13 protein-coding genes are annotated in these 15,415 nt (G+C 60.5%); 10 read left to right on the top strand and 3 right to left on the bottom strand.

What is annotated here, in order from left to right; translation table 11 throughout:
* Positions 1 to 38 precede the first annotated feature (38 nt).
* Genes HCK86_RS10530 through HCK86_RS10545 form a run of 4 tightly spaced genes read left to right on the top strand, consistent with a single transcriptional unit; the run spans position 39 to position 4,979 of the window.
* Positions 39 to 1,574 carry a sugar ABC transporter ATP-binding protein gene (locus HCK86_RS10530; protein WP_176084412.1) on the top strand — a complete coding sequence of 512 codons (1,536 nt, stop codon included), beginning with the start codon at positions 39 to 41 and terminating at the stop codon, positions 1,572 to 1,574.
* Positions 1,574 to 2,557 carry an ABC transporter permease gene (locus HCK86_RS10535; RefSeq protein WP_176084413.1) on the top strand — a complete coding sequence of 328 codons (984 nt, stop codon included), beginning with the start codon at positions 1,574 to 1,576 and terminating at the stop codon, positions 2,555 to 2,557. Before HCK86_RS10530 ends, HCK86_RS10535 begins: the two co-directional genes overlap by 1 nt.
* On the top strand, positions 2,554 to 3,561 hold the full coding sequence (locus HCK86_RS10540) for an ABC transporter permease (RefSeq protein ID WP_176084414.1): 1,008 nt from the start codon (positions 2,554 to 2,556) through the stop codon (positions 3,559 to 3,561). Before HCK86_RS10535 ends, HCK86_RS10540 begins: the two co-directional genes overlap by 4 nt.
* The gene (locus HCK86_RS10545; protein WP_176084415.1) at positions 3,558 to 4,979 is read left to right on the top strand and encodes an FGGY-family carbohydrate kinase; all 1,422 of its coding nucleotides are present in this window, start codon (positions 3,558 to 3,560) and stop codon (positions 4,977 to 4,979) included. Before HCK86_RS10540 ends, HCK86_RS10545 begins: the two co-directional genes overlap by 4 nt.
* Here HCK86_RS10545 and HCK86_RS10550 read toward each other — a convergent pair.
* From HCK86_RS10550 to HCK86_RS10560, 3 genes are all read right to left on the bottom strand, one after another.
* On the bottom strand, positions 4,964 to 5,635 hold the full coding sequence (locus HCK86_RS10550; protein WP_176084416.1) for a DUF1176 domain-containing protein: 672 nt from the start codon (positions 5,633 to 5,635) through the stop codon (positions 4,964 to 4,966). The two genes, HCK86_RS10545 and HCK86_RS10550, sit on opposite strands and share 16 nt — an antisense overlap.
* Before the next feature lie 67 nt (positions 5,636 to 5,702).
* A complete protein-coding gene (locus tag HCK86_RS10555; protein ID WP_176084417.1) occupies positions 5,703 to 6,116 on the bottom strand; it encodes a DUF2147 domain-containing protein in 414 nt (137 codons plus the stop codon).
* Between the two features lie 86 nt (positions 6,117 to 6,202).
* Positions 6,203 to 7,501 carry an OmpP1/FadL family transporter gene (locus HCK86_RS10560; protein WP_246739545.1) on the bottom strand — a complete coding sequence of 433 codons (1,299 nt, stop codon included), beginning with the start codon at positions 7,499 to 7,501 and terminating at the stop codon, positions 6,203 to 6,205.
* 324 nt (positions 7,502 to 7,825) lie between these two features.
* On the opposite strand from HCK86_RS10560, the gene HCK86_RS10565 reads away from it, so the two are divergent.
* Genes HCK86_RS10565 through HCK86_RS10590 form a run of 6 tightly spaced genes read left to right on the top strand, consistent with a single transcriptional unit; the run spans position 7,826 to position 15,164 of the window.
* The gene (locus tag HCK86_RS10565; protein ID WP_176084418.1) at positions 7,826 to 9,901 is read left to right on the top strand and encodes a hydantoinase/oxoprolinase family protein; all 2,076 of its coding nucleotides are present in this window, start codon (positions 7,826 to 7,828) and stop codon (positions 9,899 to 9,901) included.
* The gene (locus tag HCK86_RS10570; protein ID WP_210259875.1) at positions 9,898 to 11,592 is read left to right on the top strand and encodes a hydantoinase B/oxoprolinase family protein; all 1,695 of its coding nucleotides are present in this window, start codon (positions 9,898 to 9,900) and stop codon (positions 11,590 to 11,592) included. The genes HCK86_RS10565 and HCK86_RS10570 overlap by 4 nt, the downstream gene beginning before the upstream one ends.
* A 13-nt stretch (positions 11,593 to 11,605) precedes the next feature.
* Positions 11,606 to 12,586, top strand: a complete 981-nt coding sequence (locus tag HCK86_RS10575; RefSeq protein WP_176084419.1) for a TRAP transporter substrate-binding protein — start codon at positions 11,606 to 11,608, stop codon at positions 12,584 to 12,586.
* Between the two features lie 49 nt (positions 12,587 to 12,635).
* Complete coding sequence (locus tag HCK86_RS10580; protein ID WP_176084420.1) at positions 12,636 to 13,160, top strand: TRAP transporter small permease; 525 nt, start codon at positions 12,636 to 12,638, stop codon at positions 13,158 to 13,160.
* Positions 13,153 to 14,442, top strand: coding sequence for a TRAP transporter large permease subunit (locus HCK86_RS10585; RefSeq protein WP_210259876.1), 1,290 nt, complete (start codon positions 13,153 to 13,155; stop codon positions 14,440 to 14,442). The genes HCK86_RS10580 and HCK86_RS10585 overlap by 8 nt, the downstream gene beginning before the upstream one ends.
* Entirely contained in the window at positions 14,439 to 15,164 is a 726-nt protein-coding gene (locus HCK86_RS10590) for a GntR family transcriptional regulator (protein ID WP_176084421.1), read from the top strand. The genes HCK86_RS10585 and HCK86_RS10590 overlap by 4 nt, the downstream gene beginning before the upstream one ends.
* Positions 15,165 to 15,415 lie beyond the last annotated feature (251 nt).

Raw genomic sequence — 15,415 nt, forward strand, 5'->3', positions numbered from 1 at the left:
GGATCGCTGAAACGATCCAGGCTGATGGTTTGAAGGATATGCTGCATAAAGAGGTTCAGACACCCCGGATCGGCTCACCGCCCGCTGCGATCACCCTTGCAGGTGTGACCAAGACCTTCCCCGGTGTCATGGCGCTTTCGGATGTCTCGCTCTCGCTCTATCCCGGGCAGGTCACGGCGCTGGTCGGCGAAAACGGGGCGGGGAAATCGACACTGGTGAAGATCCTGACCGGTATCTACCGGCCGGATGGCGGCTCGATCATGCTCGACGGCGCGCCGGTTGCCTTTCAAAGCGCCGATGATGCGGCGCATCACGGCGTCACCGCGATCCATCAGGAAACGGTGCTGTTCGAGGCGCTGAGCGTTGCGGAAAACATCTTTATCGGCCACGCGCCGAAAAACCGCTTCGGCCTGATCGACTGGAAGAAGATCAACCGCGAGGCCAAGGCTATTCTCGATGGCATCGGCGCGAAGATCGACCCGACCCACAGGCTCGCCGATCTCGGCATTGCCAACCGTCATATGGTGGCGCTGGCGCGGGCGCTTTCCGTCGATGCGCGTGTCGTCATCATGGACGAGCCGACGGCCGCACTCTCTCACAAGGAGATCGAAGAGCTTTACGAGCTGACCGAACAGCTGAAGGCCGAGGGCAAGGCGATCCTGTTCATCAGCCACAAATTCGATGAGATTTTCCGCATCGCTGATCGCTATACGGTGTTTCGTGATGGCGAGATGGTCGGCGAGGGGCTGATTGCCGAAACCGATGAAAATGCGCTGGTGGAAATGATGGTTGGCCGTCCGGTTGGCCAGGTCTTCCCCAAGCAGGAGGTCGAAATCGGTCCGCCGGTGCTGACCGTCGCCGGTTATCGCCACCCGACCGAGTTCGAGGATATCAATTTCACGCTCAGACGCGGCGAGATTCTGGGCTTTTACGGTCTGGTGGGCGCGGGCCGGTCCGAGTTCATGCAGGCGCTTTTCGGCGTGACGAAGCCGTCTGCCGGTGCAATCCGCATCGATGATGAGATCGCCGTGATCCGCACGCCGAACGAGGCAGTCAGGGCCGGCATCGTCTATGTTCCGGAAGAGCGCGGCGCGCAAGGCGCGATCGGCGCCATGCCGATCTTCGAAAATGTCACCCTGCCATCGCTTTCCGCCGTTTCACGGCGGGGTTTTCTGAAAATGGCGGAGGAGTTTGCATTGGCGCGCGCCTATACCGAACGGCTCGATCTCAGGGCCGCGAGCCTTGATCAGAACGTCGGGCAGCTTTCCGGCGGCAATCAGCAAAAAGTCGTGATTGCCAAATGGCTCGCCACCAATCCCAAGGTCATCATTCTTGATGAGCCGACAAAGGGCATCGATATCGGCTCGAAATCGGCGGTCCACGCCTTTATGTCAGAGCTTGCGGCCGGCGGACTTTCGGTGATCATGGTCTCTTCCGAAATTCCCGAGATCCTGGGCATGTCCGACCGCGTGATCGTGATGCGCGAGGGGCGGATAGCGGCGGAGTTCACGCGACACGAAATGAGTGCGGAAAAGCTGGTTCGCGCCGCCGCCGGTATCGGGGAGGTGCATTGATGGCCACGCGTCTGCTTAAAAGCCGCGAAGCTTTGCTGGTTCTGGCGATGGTGATCCTCGCGACGCTCATCGAGATGCGCTTTTCGGGCTTCCTGTCGGCGAAAAGCACGGTCGCGATTTTCAACGACACGGCGATCCTGATCATCCTTGCCCTCGGTCAAGCCGCCGTCATTCTGGCACGCGGCATTGATCTGTCGATTGCCGCCAATCTAGCGCTCTCCGGCACGGTGGCGGCGCTGGTCAACGCCAGTTTTCCCGGTGTGCCGGTGGAATTTCTGCTGGTTCTGTCGGTGTTGGCTGGCGCATTGCTCGGCGCCATCAACGGGCTTCTGGTCTGGAAACTCGACATTCCGCCGATCGTCGTCACGCTTGGCACCATGACGGTCTATCGCGGGATGATTTTCCTGCTGACCGATGGCGCCTGGATCAATGCCCATGAGATGAGCGATGCCTTCAAGGCCGTGCCGCGGGCGGTGATTTTCGGCCTGCCGCTGCTGTCCTGGATCGCGCTGTGCGTGATTGCGGTGATGATTCTCGTCTTTTCCTTTACGCGGATCGGCCGGGCCTTCTATGCAGTCGGCGGCAATCCGAATGCGGCCGTCTATACCGGCATCTCGGTCGGACGCACCCATTTCTTCGCCTATGTCGTCGCTGGCACGCTGGCGGGTCTTGCCGGCTATCTCTGGGTTGCGCGCTATGCGGTTGCCTATGTCGATATCGCCAACGGCTTCGAGCTTGATGTCGTTGCCGCCTGTGTCATCGGCGGCATCTCCATTGCCGGTGGTGTCGGTACGGCCATCGGCGCGGTGTTGGGCGCACTGTTTCTCGGCATTATCAAGAATGCGCTGCCGGTGATTGATATTTCGCCCTTCTGGCAGATGGCGATTTCCGGGACGGTGATCATCATTGCCGTGGCGGTCAATGCGCGCGCCGCCCGGCCGAAGGGCCGTGTCATTCTGAAAAAAGCGGAGCATGCCATATGAGTGACATTCAGACGCGCTTCGTTCCCGACCGGCTGCACGGCACATTTTCCCGGATCACACGAAGCTGGGAGGCGCTGCTGATTGCGGTGACCGTCGCGGTTTTCATCATCAACAGTTTTGCCTCGCCCTATTTCCTGGATCCGTGGAACCTGTCGGACGCGACCTATAATTTTACCGAAAAGGCGATCATCGCCTTTGCGATGGCGCTGGTGATCATCTCCGGCGAGATTGATCTCTCCGTTGCGGCCATCATCGCACTTGCCTCCACCGCCATGGGCTATGCCCTGCAATTCGGCGCGGGCACGGGTGAGCTTGTCGCCATCGGTCTTGTCACCGGGCTGATCTGCGGTGCGTTCAACGGCTTTTTGATCACCGGGCTTGGCCTGCCTTCCATCGTCGTCACCATCGGGACGATGAGCCTTTATCGCGGCCTTGCCTATGTCGTTCTGGGCGACAAGGCCTTTACCGGCTATCCGCCGGCTTTTGCCTATTTCGGCCAGGGCTATGTGTTCTGGGTCATTTCCTTCGAGCTGGCACTGTTCGCGGTGCTGGCGGTGCTGTTTGCGATCCTGCTGCACAAGACAAGCTTCGGCCGCATGGTCTATGCCGTTGGCAATAATGCCACTGCCGCGCGCTTTTCCGGCATTCGCGTCGGGCGGGTGAAATTCATCCTGTTTCTGCTGACCGGGCTGATGTCGGGCATCGCGGCTGTGTGTCTGACCTCGCGTCTCGGCTCCACCCGTCCCTCGATCGCACTCGGTTTTGAACTGGAAGTGGTGACCATGGTGGTGCTCGGTGGGGTCAGCATTCTCGGCGGTTCGGGCTCGATCTTCGGTGTTGTCATCGCCGCCTTCGTGCTTGGCCTCGTCACCTTCGGCTTCGGTCTGATGAATGTGCCGGGCATCGTCATGTCGATCTTTGTCGGCCTGTTGCTGATCGGCGTGATTGCCATACCGATCCTGTGGCGGCGGGTAGGCCGGCGCCTGAAAAGGAAGCCTGCATGACGTCCGCCAGTCCCGTTCGCAACGTTGCGGTGATCGATATCGGCAAGACCAATGCCAAGGTGATCATCTATGATCTTGAGGCTCGGGCGGAGACCGGCAGGCGCGCCCGCGCCAATGCCGTGATCCGCCGTGCGCCCTATCCGCATCATGATGTCGACGGGCTCTTCGCCTTCATTCTCAACAGTCTCGAGCAGCTGAATGGCGAATGCGGTATCGACGCCATTTCGATCACCACCCATGGGGCGACCGTGGCCCTTGTCGATGGCGAGGGCGGACTGGCGCTTCCGGTGCTCGATTATGAACATGACGGACCGGACGAGATGAAGGCCCGCTATGACGCGATCCGGCCACCCTTCTCTGTCACCGGTTCCCCGCGTCTGGTGGCGGGTCTCAATATCGGTGCACAGCTGTTCTGGCAGCGGACGAGTTTTCCGACTGCTTTCGCCCGGACCGAACATGTCATCACCTATCCGCAATATTGGGGGTTTCGCCTGACAGGCGTGGTTGCCAGTGAGGTGACGAGCTGGGGCTGTCATTCGGATCTCTGGGCACCGCAGCTTGGGACGTTCTCGCCATTGGTCGCAGCCCTCGGCTTGACGGGCAGGATGGCCCCACTGAAGGCTGCGGCTGATATTCTGGGACCGGTCGGAGGCGAAATCGCCGCGCAGACCGGGCTGTCGCCCGATTGTCCGGTCTATTGCGGTCTTCACGATTCCAATGCGTCCCTGCTGCCGCATCTGAAAAGCCTCGCGGCGCCCTTTTCCGTGGTATCGACGGGCACATGGGTGATTGCCATGGCGGTTGGTTCCGCCGTGCCGTCCCTTGATGAGGCTCGCGATACGCTGATCAATGTCAACGCGCTTGGCGATCCCGTACCGTCAGCGCGTTTCATGGGTGGGCGGGTTTTCGAGGTCGCGGCGCCGAAAGGAGCGGTGATCGAACCGGCTGATCGCAGGGACGCACTTGAGCAGGACATCATGCTGTTGCCCTCGGTTATCGGCGATACCGGTCCCTATCAGGGCCGGGCCGGCGGCTGGAATATGCCGGAAGAGGCACTGACGCCCGGTGTGAGACTGCTGACCCTTTCCTGGTATCTGGCGCTGATGACGGCGGAATGTCTGGCACTGACCGGCGCCGAAGGGCCGGTTGTCGTCGAAGGCCCCTTTGCCCAGAACCGAGACTATCTCGAAATGCTCGCCGCTGCGACCGGCCGCCCGGTTGAGAAAAGCAGGGGCAGTGGCACCAGTGTCGGTGCGGCCGGTCTTGTCAGCCAGGCCTCCCCGTCTGCCCGTTTTGAAGATGATCCACTTACCGGCCTTGCGCCAGCGCTCTATACCTATGCCGCTGAGTGGAAAAGACGTGTAGATGACGGTGATATGGGCTTCAGCCCGGTCGAATACCGTCAGCGGCGCTGGTGAGCGCCGTTTCTTCGGTGGACCTCAGCCTGAAACAGCACGAATTCCTGCTGGCTTTCGATAGTCTGAGGCGCTTCGAGATTGGCCTCGTAGATCGGGTCGATCACGTAGCGCTTCAGCACGAACCGCCCCCTGTCGATGGTCCATTCACCAGAATCCCAGGCATCGCCCAGACCGCGCCATTTTGAAAAGCTCGTGATCGTATTGGTCTCGGGATCGAAGCGCGGGTTGACCAGCAGCATCTCGCTGGCAAAGCCGGTTACGACGGGATCTCGGGAAAGCGTCGTGTCGGTGTCGTCGGCATATTCGAGAACGAAATCAGGGGTGGCGAAGCTGACGATCGCCATCGGCAGGAAATCGTCTTCGGGAGCGAAGACATAGGCGTAGCCAAGATTATAGGCGCCGAGCGAGCAGGGGATCGCGAAGAGCGTTCCATGCCGCTGCAGCGGCGTTCCATCATAGTCTTGCTCTCCCCATGTTACGGCATAGGTTTCATTGGAAATGCCTTCGAGCCGCCCGGCAAGAGTTGCGTCGCAATCGTCCGGCAGGGCGGCCATCACCATGGCGCGTGCCTGGCCGAGATCGGCATCGGCAGCTATGGCGGGCATGGCCGTCAGTAGCAGTGCCGCTGCCGCATAAAGTTCTGCGCGCATCATCATGTCGTCTCCCCGATCGGCGTCGGCGGCAGGATAGGCAGCACCAAGCGGGCGGGCAAGCGGTGGTCCGCTATTTCACGCGGGTCCAGATCTGGCTCCTGCACAGCGCGCCGCCGAGAATGCAGCCGGAGAGTTTCAGCCCGCCCTGGTCGGTCAGCGACATCTTGCCGGTATAGGTCTTGCCGGTTTCGTAGTCATAGAGCTTTCCCGTCCAGCCGCCCCCATCCGGCTGCATGGCGTAGATCATCTGGGCGCCGACAAGATCCCGGCCTTTTGCACTGGCGTCCGGATTTTTCGTATCTCTGGCTGGCGCCGCGAGCCAGACGATTGTGCCACAAAGCGAGGCGTCACAGGGTGCGATCGTTACCCTTGTCCTGCCGCTCTGGGTCAGCCATGTGCCCTGCGGCGACGCGGCAGATGCCGGTGCAGACAGGCAAATGGCGATGAAAAATGCGGCGAGCGACGATATGGCGATCCGTTTCATTTTATCCTCCCGACTGGATTGAGGTGGCCCGCTTCTGGCGGCGGGCCGTATCAGCGACCTGGCCGTTGCCAAGCCTGTCGCCGGATTTAGCCGCCGAACCGGTAGCGTAATCCCAGCGTGATGATGTTGACATCAGAGGTCACGCTGCCGACGAAAGGCAGGCCGGAGACATAATGCGGATTGCCGTTGGTGATCGCGATATCGCCATTGCCCACCGGAAAGATGTGCTCATAGGCCATATCAAGCGCCAGGCTCTTGTTGATCTGGTAGGTGCCGCCAAGGGCCGCGTGAATGCGGTCACTGTCGGGAAGCCTGAGGTCGCGATTGGTGGTGGTAATCGGCGACCATTCGTAGCCAAGCCCACCGCGGATGGTGAATTGCTCGGTCCACTGATATTCCGCGCCAAGAGCGACGTAGTAGCCGTCCTGATATTCGAAGGCGAGGTCCGTAAGCTTCATGCCATTGGTCAGTCCGGCATTGCCATAGACCGGAATGGTGCCGAAGCGGCTCCAGTTTGTCCATTCGAAACCGGCATTGACGGTCAGCCGGTCGGAGACCTTCTGCTTCAGGCCGACGGTGATCTGGTCCGGTGTGTGCAAGGTCGCGTCGATGCCATAAGTGCCGGCCGGAAGCGGGGCTTTGGCAGCACCAAGGACCAGATCGCCGCTGAGTCCGAGATTGACCGAGGAGCGATAGCCAACACCGATCTCGGTGCTGTCGCTGGGCTTCACGGTAAAACCGAGCGTATAGCCGATGCCCCAGTCATCGCCCTCAAGCGAAGCGGTGGCGGCATTGGTATAGGGGCTCATTGCCTGGGTCAGCCGGGTCTTGAAATAGAGCGCTTCAACCCCTGCGCCAATCGACAGCCAGTCATTGACCTTGACGGCAATCGTCGGGTTGATGTCATAGCTGCGCACTTCCGAGGTGCGGGCATAGATCTGGCCGGCATAATTGAACGGGTTCTTGGTCGTCAGGCCAAAGGGTGAATTCAGCGCCAGTCCCAGCCAGATCTGATCATTGACCTGATAGCTGACATAGCCGGTGGGCAGAACCGCATCAATGGCGATGTCACCGGTCGAACCCGTGCCGCCGAGACCCAGGAGCGTCGGGCTTGTCCCCTGTGACGGGGTGATATCCGCATAGGGCAGGATCCCGGTCAGATCGAGCTGAAACTGCAGCCCGTCAAGATCCGTCATCGTGGCCGGGTTCCAGTACATGGATCCGACAAAGGCGCTGCCGGCAGCGGCGCCGGCAAAGGCCTGTCCCTGCCCGGCAGCGCTCTGCTCGCGCAAGGCAAAGGCGCCGGCAAAGGCCGTTCCAGTCATCACTGCAGACAAAAGGGCCGAAAAAACAAGGGACGTTACCCCCCGCGTCAAGATCTGCATCGCTCACTCCTCCCTGATCACGATACGTTTCAAAACAATCATAAGAGTTCAATAAAACACCTATAGAGAATCTACATTACCTATACGTAACAAACATGCAAGAGGTCTGACGGTCGTCAATTCGGTCGGACTGGCGATGGAAGGACCATGATCGGCGGCACGCGACTGCCGGCGGGGCGATGACTGGGAGATGACGTTCTGCGTCGGAAAAGTGCTTTTCCCAGATATTACGCAGCGCTATAACGATAGCCGGTAACGCGCGTCGGTTGTGAGTACCAATTAATATCTGTTGACCTTTCTCGAAAAGTACGAACTATTTAAAGCATGTTGAGACTTGCTATAGATATTGGCGGAACCTTTACCGACGTCGTGCTTGAGGCTGACGCGCTCACCTCGCTTAAGGTTCTGACGACCCCCGACGCGCCCGAACGGGCAGCAATTGATGGCGGCGCAGCTCTGCTTGCCCGCAACGAACTCGATTTCGGTGCCATTGGCACCGTGATCCACGGAACCACGCTTGCCACCAATGCGCTGATCGAGCGCCGGGGTGCTAAAACGGCGCTGGTGACCACGCGCGGCTTCCGCGACATCCTGGAAATGGCCTATGAGCGCCGTTTCGATCAGTATGACACTGATATCCAGCTGCCGGAGCCGCTGGTACCGCGCGAATTGCGGCTGACGGTTTCAGAGCGCATCGACGCGCATGGCAATGTGCTGAGCGCACCGGATGAGGCCGAAATTGATGCCATCGCCGATGTTTTGCGCCGGGAAGGGGTCGAGGCCGTCGCCATTGGCTTCCTGCATTCGACCGTCAATCCGGACCATGAGCATATGGTCGCCGAATGGTTGCGGGCCCGGCTCGATCCGTCAGTCACGCTCTGCCTCAGCGCCGAAGTGTCGCCGGAAATTCGCGAATATGAACGGTTTTCCACCGTGGTCGCCAATGCCTATGTGCGGCCGCTGATGTCGCGCTATCTGCAACGCTTCGATGATGAGCTGCGCGCCCGCGGCTTTGCCGGCGAATTCATGCTGATGCTGTCCGGCGGCGGGCTTACCAGCCTGGAACAGGCGAAGAAGGTTCCGATCCGGCTGGTTGAAAGCGGCCCGGCCGGCGGTGTTGCGCTCGGTGTCCGGGTATCACGCGAGGTCGGGATCGACCGGATGCTGGCCTTTGACATGGGTGGAACCACTGCCAAGATCTGCTTTCTCGAGGATGCGACACCGGCAACGGCGCGACGCTTTGAGATCGCCAGAGCCTGGCGGGATGTGAAGGGCAGCGGTCTGCCGGTCCGCATCCCGACAACCGAACTGGTCGAGATCGGCGCTGGCGGCGGTTCGATTGCCAGGCGCGATGCGCTTGGACGCCTTGCCGTTGGGCCGCAAAGCGCAAGCTCGGTTCCCGGACCCGCAAGCTATGGGCTCGGCGGTTTCATGCCGACGATCACGGACGCCAATGTCGTCCTTGGTAAGCTGTCGCCTGAAGGTTTTGCCGGCGGTACGATGACGCTACGCCCTGATCTTGCACTTGAAGCGATCACCCGCGACGTTGCCGAACCGCTCGGCCTTTCATCGCCGGAATGGGCTGCCGCCGGAATTGCCGAAATGGGTGAGGAGGCGATGGCCAATGCTGCCCGCGTCCACGCCATCGAGCAGGGCAAGGATGTCACACGCTACACGCTGATGGCGTCCGGAGGTGCGGGGCCGCTCCATGCAGCCCGCCTTGCCGAAAAGCTCGGCATCGGCCGGATCGTGATTCCCGCCCTTGCCGGTGTCGGCTCTGCGGTCGGCTTTCTAAGTGCACCGGTTGCCTACGAGGTCGCGCGCTCGGTGCTGACCGTGACCGACCATATCGATCTCGACGCCATCCACCATCTGCAGCAGGCGATGGCCGAAGAGGCATCGGCCGTTGTGCTTCCGGCACTGGGCGCTGGCCAGTCAGCGCAGACGACGCTTTCGGCTGAGCTACGTTACGAGGGGCAGGGCCATGCGCTGAAGATCGCGCTGGATGGTCTTGTGGCCACGCAGGATGACGTCGATGCGATGAAGGCACGCTTTATCGCCAGCTATCACGACATTTACGGCACAAGGATGCGCGACAACGCAGTGGAACTGGTTGCCCTGATCCTGGCTCTGACCGGTCCCGAACAGGCCTTGACACCAGCGCCGCTTGGCGCCGGCGGAACGGCCGGCTTTCTGGGAACGACGTCGGTGTTCGATCCGACGTCGGGCGAGCGGGTTGCCGCCAGCCGGTTTGCGCGGCAGGAAGCCGCGGTTGGCAGCCAATTTGAAGGCCCCTTCCTGCTGAGCGAGGAACAGACCACCACCTACGGACCGGCCGGCTGGACGGCGATGGTCCATCCCGTGGGGCATATTGTCATGACACGTGGAGATGCGGCATGAGCGACATGGCGAAAAACCGTCTGAGTGATGCCGAAATCATCGCCATGAACGTGATGTGGAACCGGTTGATCTCGGTCTGCGAGGAACAGGCCAATGCGCTGCTGCGCGTCGCCTTTGGCGCTATCGTCCGCGAAGCTGGGGATCTCTCCGCCGGTATTTTCGATGCCGAGGGACGGATGATGGCCCAGGCGGTAACCGGGACACCCGGTCATGTGAACACGATGGCGCGATCGGTCAATGCGATGCTGGAAAAGGTCGCAAATGGTGCGCTGGTCGAGGGCGATGTGCTGGTGACCAACGACCCCTGGCTCGGTGCTGGCCATGTGTTCGACTTTGTCGTTGTCACGCCGATTTTTCTCGATGGGACAATCGTCGCCTATATCGCCTCGACCTGCCATGTCGTTGACGTCGGAGGGCTCGGTTGGTCGGCGGAAGCCCGGTCGGTTTTCGAGGAAGGAGTGCTCGTTCCGGTGACAAGGCTGCGCCGTGCCGGTGTTCTGAACGAGGAACTTCTCGATCTCATTGCCACCAATTCACGGGTCCCGCGTGAAGCGCGGGGCGATATCCTGTCGCTGATGAGCTGCAATGATGAAGGCGCCAAGCGGCTGGTTGACCTGATGCGCGAATATGGGCTCGCCTCGCTTGCAGGTCTGGCGGCCTTTATTTTCGAGCGATCGGCTGACGCGACGAAGGCGGCCATCGAAAAGCTGCCAGAAGGCGTCTACGAGGCCGAAGTCGAGCTTGATGGCTATGATGCGCCGATCCGGCTCAAGGCGCTGATGACGATTGCTAATGGCACGATCACCGCTGATCTTGCGGGTTCGGCGCCGGCGATTGCAAAAGGCATCAACTGCCCGCTGAGCTACAGCCAGGCCTATGCCTCTTTTGGTATCAAGGTCGCAGTTGCGCCGCATGTGCCGAACAACCATGCCTCACTCGAACCGATCCGGGTGACTGCGCCCAAGGGGCTGATTGTCAGCGCCGAGCGGCCCTGGCCGGTCACCGCGCGTCATGTCGTGGGGCAGGCCTTGCCCGACCTGATGCTTGGCTGCCTATCGGAGGCTATGCCGGGACGCATCCTTGCAGAAAGTGCTGGCGCACTCTGGGTGCTGGCGATTTCGGCGGAAGGGGAAGACGGCTTTTCATCACTCAATGTGGCACTTGGCGGCATGGGCGCGCGTCCGTCTTCCGATGGCCTTTCGACCACGGCTTTCCCGTCCGGCGTCGGCACGGTTCCCGTCGAGATCGCTGAGACCGTCGCACCTTTGCTCTACACGGCCAAGGAATTTGCCACCGACAGTGGCGGCCCCGGTCGCTATCGCGGCGGACTGGGCCAGGAGATCCGGATCCGCTCGGCGCGCGGCCAGACGCTAAAATTGTCGGCCGCGGCGTTTGAGCGGCTGAAGAAGGGGGCTGCGGGACGTGACGGCGGTCTGCCCGGCCTGCCCGGCCACGCCGAGATATCCGGCGGCCGGGTGATCGACAGCAAGGGTCTCTACGCGATCGGCCCGGGCGAGGAATTGATCTTGAGAACGCCCGGCGGGGGCGGTTTCGGCGATCCGGCGGAGAGACCGGCCGAAATCCTGAACCGGGACGTGGCCCGCGGGCTCGTCAGCCATGAGGCGGCGGGCACCTATTACCAAGCAAGTCAGGACCACCAAGTGGATGGCGGTGGAACTGGTCAATCATAAGAGGAGACAGCAGATGAACATTCGCTACGCATTGATTGCCGGGGCTCTGAGCCTCACATTTGCTCAGGCTGCATCCGCTGCAACCTGGGATTTCTCGACCCCATGGCCAGACACCAATTTTCAGGCCAAGGCGGCAAAGCAGTTTGCCGATGCCGTGCGTGAGGCAACGGATGGCGAAGTCGATATCTCGGTTCTGTCAGCTGGTTCGATCGGCGTTACCGGCAGCGAAAGCATGGCGGCCGTGGAAAGCGGTATCGTGCAGATGGCCGATTACCTGCTGTTCCTGCAGGCCGGTGAAGAGCCGCTTCTGGCGATCGACACGCTGCCCTATCTGATTCAGGGCCAGGACGAGATGGCGGCTTTCCTCAAGGTTGCCGGCCCGACCTTTGATCAGATTGCCGAAAAGCACAATCAGAAGATCCTCTATTATGTCCCGTGGCCGTCGCCGGGGTTATATTCCCGCACCAAGATCACCACGGATGAGGAACTGAAGGGGCAGCGCATCCGCGCTTTTAATCCGGCAAGCTTCACCTTCCTGACCAAGCTCGGCGCCGCACCGCTGGAAATGCCCTGGGGCGACGTGGTTCCCGCGCTTGCTGCCGGCACGATTGACGGTGTCGCAACCTCGACCTCTTCGGGCGTCGATGGCAAGCTGTGGGATACGACCGCCTTCTTCAATCCGCTGCAATGGTCGACCTCCACCGATGTCGTCACGGTCAGCCTGGATGCCTGGAACAGCCTCAGTGCCGACGAGCAGCAGGCAATCGAAGACGTGATTGCAAAGCTTGAACCCGAATTCTGGGCGATGAGTGCGGCTGAAGATCAGGGCAAAACCGAAATCCTGGTCGAAAATGGCATGACCGTTACCGAGGCGGATCCGAGCATGCGTCAGGCGATGTCCGACAGCGGTCACGCCATGTGGGATGAGTTCGTCGCCAAGGTTCCCGAAGCCGGCCCGATCATCGAAGCCTACAAGGCCTCTGCTTCAAAGTAACAGAAACCGGGCTGCCGCCTCGGCGGCAGTCCGCTTCAGGACGGATCGATTGCGTAACAGATTTCTGATCTTCACCGACTGGACGGCGCGCATTGCCGAGACCATGGCAATGATTCTGCTCTATGGTTTCTGCGCGTTGATGCTGGCCGAGGTGATCAGCCGGGCCGTGGTGCATACCAGCCTCGCGGTCTCCTGGGAATATAGCGCCTTCGCCATGGCGGCTGTCATCCTGCTCGGGCTCGGGCCGTCGCTCCGTCATGGCAAGCAGGTGCGGGTGTCGCTGCTGCTGGCGCGGGGCGGGCCGGGGTTTCGCATCGGCGTCGAGATCTTCGCAACCCTTGTCGGAATCGCGCTGGCGCTTCTCATGCTGAATGCCTTCTGGAGCGTGTTTTACACCTCGCTTGTGCGCGGCGTTAGGCAATCGAGCTATGTCAACACGCCGCTGGCAATCCCGCAATTCTTCGCGGTCATCGGCGCATTGGAGTTCGTGCTGGCGCTTGTTGCCCGGCTGGTGCGGCTGGTCAGTGGCCTTGAGCCGGATCTGATCGAGAAAGAGGAGGACGCACTTGATTGAGATCGCGCTTGTTGCCGTCCTGTTATTCGCAGCCCTTCTGGTGGGGTCCGTCTGGATCGGCCTGTCGCTGTTTGGCGGCGGCTATATTCTGCTTGCGATTTACAAACCCAATATTCCGCTGGACGTGTTCGCCGGAAAACTGCTCTGGACGGCGGGCACATCGCAGGAGCTTCTGGCGCTGCCGCTCTTCATCCTGATGAGCGATATTCTCGTCACTGCCAAGCTCGGGCGTTCGCTGTTTTCGGGGCTTGCGCCCTGGGTCAGCCGGCTTCCTGGCGGACTTGTTCATGTCAATGTTGCCGGTTCCACTTTGTTTGCCGCTGTTTCCGGGTCATCGGCTGCGACGACGGCCATTGTTGGCCGGGTTACGCTGCCCGAGCTTGAAGCCCATGGCTATGACCGGCGTCTCTCCATGGGGTCGCTTGCCGGCGCCGGAACGCTCGGGTTCCTGATCCCGCCATCGATCATCATGATTATCTATGGCGTGGTCTCCGAGCAGAGCATTCTGCGGCTGTTCATTGCCGGCATCATTCCCGGTCTGCTGCTGGCCTGCTGTTACAGTCTTTACATAGCCGTGCATCACACCGTGATTGGCGGCCATCAAGACCAGCGCCGTTACAGCTGGACCGAGCGGTGGAAAGGCCTTGCTGAAATCGGGCCGATGGCGGCGCTGATTGCCGGCATCATGGGGTCGCTCTATTTCGGGCTGGCAAGCCCGACGGAACTGGCTGCGGTCGGCGTTCTCGGCGCCGTTATCCTGGCCGCCGTGCGGGGGGAGCTCAGCCTTTACAATCTGGCGCTCGCCGGACGCCGTGCGGTGCGCACCACTGCGATGATGGGGCTGATCCTTTTGGGGGCCGCTCTCCTGAATGCCGCCTTCGGATTTCTTGGCCTGCCACGCGCTGCCGCCGACTGGATCGCCAGTCTCGGCCTCTCGCCCTTCACACTGATTGCGGCGCTGCTGGCCTTCTATGTGGTGATCGGCATGTTTCTTGATGGCACGTCGATCATCGTCATGACGCTGCCTGTGACACTGCCTTTGGTTACAGCCGCAGGTTTTGATCCGATCTGGTTTGGCATTTTTATTGTAATTGCAGTGGAAATATCACAGATAACGCCGCCAATAGGTTTCAATCTCTTCGTGATTCAGGCACAGACGGGTGAGACTGTCGGCAATCTTGTTCGTGCCGTCTTTCCGTTTTTCATGATATTGGTTGGATTTGCATTGCTTCTTGCAGCTTTTCCTCAAATCGTACTCTTTCTACCTGGACAGATGACATGAGCGCCCCACGACATAAGACCCTGACCCGTTCGCTGCGTGACAGCATCGTCGCCGGCAAATGGAAAGTCGGAGAGCGGTTGCCGCCCGAGGTCGATTTTGCCACGGAATGCGGTGTCAGCCGGACAACCCTGCGGCGCGCTTTGAGTGAGCTGGAGTCAGAAGGCCTGGTGGAGCGGCGTAAGCGCGTGGGAACGGTGATCGCCTCCCAGACGCCACAGCAGCATTTCCGGATGATGACCAACGGGATGTCGGAACTGCTGCAGGTGACGCGGGAAACCGTGCTCGATATCTGGTCGACCCGGCATGTTGAAAACGGCTCGGTTGCGGTTCTCGGCAATCATGAAAGCTCCACGGGATACTGGCTCGAGATTGTCGGCGTGCGTCGCATGCCCGACCGGATCCGCCCGTTCAGCTGGACGAAAATGTATGTCACGGGTGCCTTTGCCGGTATCGAACCAGCACTGTCACGGCAAAATCTCGGTTCCGTCTATGCCCTGATCGAAGAGATCTTCTCCTGTCCGATTGCGCGACTGACCCAGTCTGTCGATGCCATTGCCTGTCCGGCCATCGCCGCCGATGCCATCGGCCTTACCCCGGGCGCACCGGCTCTGAGCATCGACGCCGAACTGTTCGATGCCAAGGGGCAGCTGGTGGAGATCAGCCAGGCGATTTATGACCCGACACGCTTTCGTGTCCGCTCGGATGTCTGGCTCGACAAGTAAGTTGAGTGGCCGGGCGAAGCCCTTCACCTGATTTTGGTGGCAATTGTCAGGATATGACTGTTCTTTGTCGCCAAACCGGTCTAGAACGGTTCCATGAGTTTATATCCACTTACGTTTTCATCGCGTATCGGATCGCGAACCGATTTTGAGTTTCGCAAAGCGCGATGTGGCGGTTCAACAGATTAGGACCATGCTCGTTTGTCCGGACACAGGGCGCTGACACCGTCATTGCCACGGGCAAGCCTTCCGTG

The sequence above is a fragment of the Martelella sp. HB161492 genome (assembly GCF_013184775.1).
Lineage (GTDB): Bacteria > Pseudomonadota > Alphaproteobacteria > Rhizobiales > Rhizobiaceae > Martelella.

What these genes read in the sequence shown, in the direction of transcription:
- HCK86_RS10540 (WP_176084414.1), top strand. Translation starts at nt 2,554, where the DNA reads ATGAGTGACATTCAGACGCGCTTCGTTCCCGACCGGCTGCACGGCACA.
- HCK86_RS10530 (WP_176084412.1), top strand. Translation starts at nt 39, where the DNA reads ATGCTGCATAAAGAGGTTCAGACACCCCGGATCGGCTCACCGCCCGCT.
- HCK86_RS10555 (WP_176084417.1), bottom strand. Translation starts at nt 6,116, where the DNA reads ATGAAACGGATCGCCATATCGTCGCTCGCCGCATTTTTCATCGCCATT.
- HCK86_RS10590 (WP_176084421.1), top strand. Translation starts at nt 14,439, where the DNA reads ATGAGCGCCCCACGACATAAGACCCTGACCCGTTCGCTGCGTGACAGC.
- HCK86_RS10535 (WP_176084413.1), top strand. Translation starts at nt 1,574, where the DNA reads ATGGCCACGCGTCTGCTTAAAAGCCGCGAAGCTTTGCTGGTTCTGGCG.
- HCK86_RS10545 (WP_176084415.1), top strand. Translation starts at nt 3,558, where the DNA reads ATGACGTCCGCCAGTCCCGTTCGCAACGTTGCGGTGATCGATATCGGC.
- HCK86_RS10575 (WP_176084419.1), top strand. Translation starts at nt 11,606, where the DNA reads ATGAACATTCGCTACGCATTGATTGCCGGGGCTCTGAGCCTCACATTT.
- HCK86_RS10570 (WP_210259875.1), top strand. Translation starts at nt 9,898, where the DNA reads ATGAGCGACATGGCGAAAAACCGTCTGAGTGATGCCGAAATCATCGCC.
- HCK86_RS10560 (WP_246739545.1), bottom strand. Translation starts at nt 7,501, where the DNA reads ATGCAGATCTTGACGCGGGGGGTAACGTCCCTTGTTTTTTCGGCCCTT.
- HCK86_RS10565 (WP_176084418.1), top strand. Translation starts at nt 7,826, where the DNA reads ATGTTGAGACTTGCTATAGATATTGGCGGAACCTTTACCGACGTCGTG.
- HCK86_RS10550 (WP_176084416.1), bottom strand. Translation starts at nt 5,635, where the DNA reads ATGATGATGCGCGCAGAACTTTATGCGGCAGCGGCACTGCTACTGACG.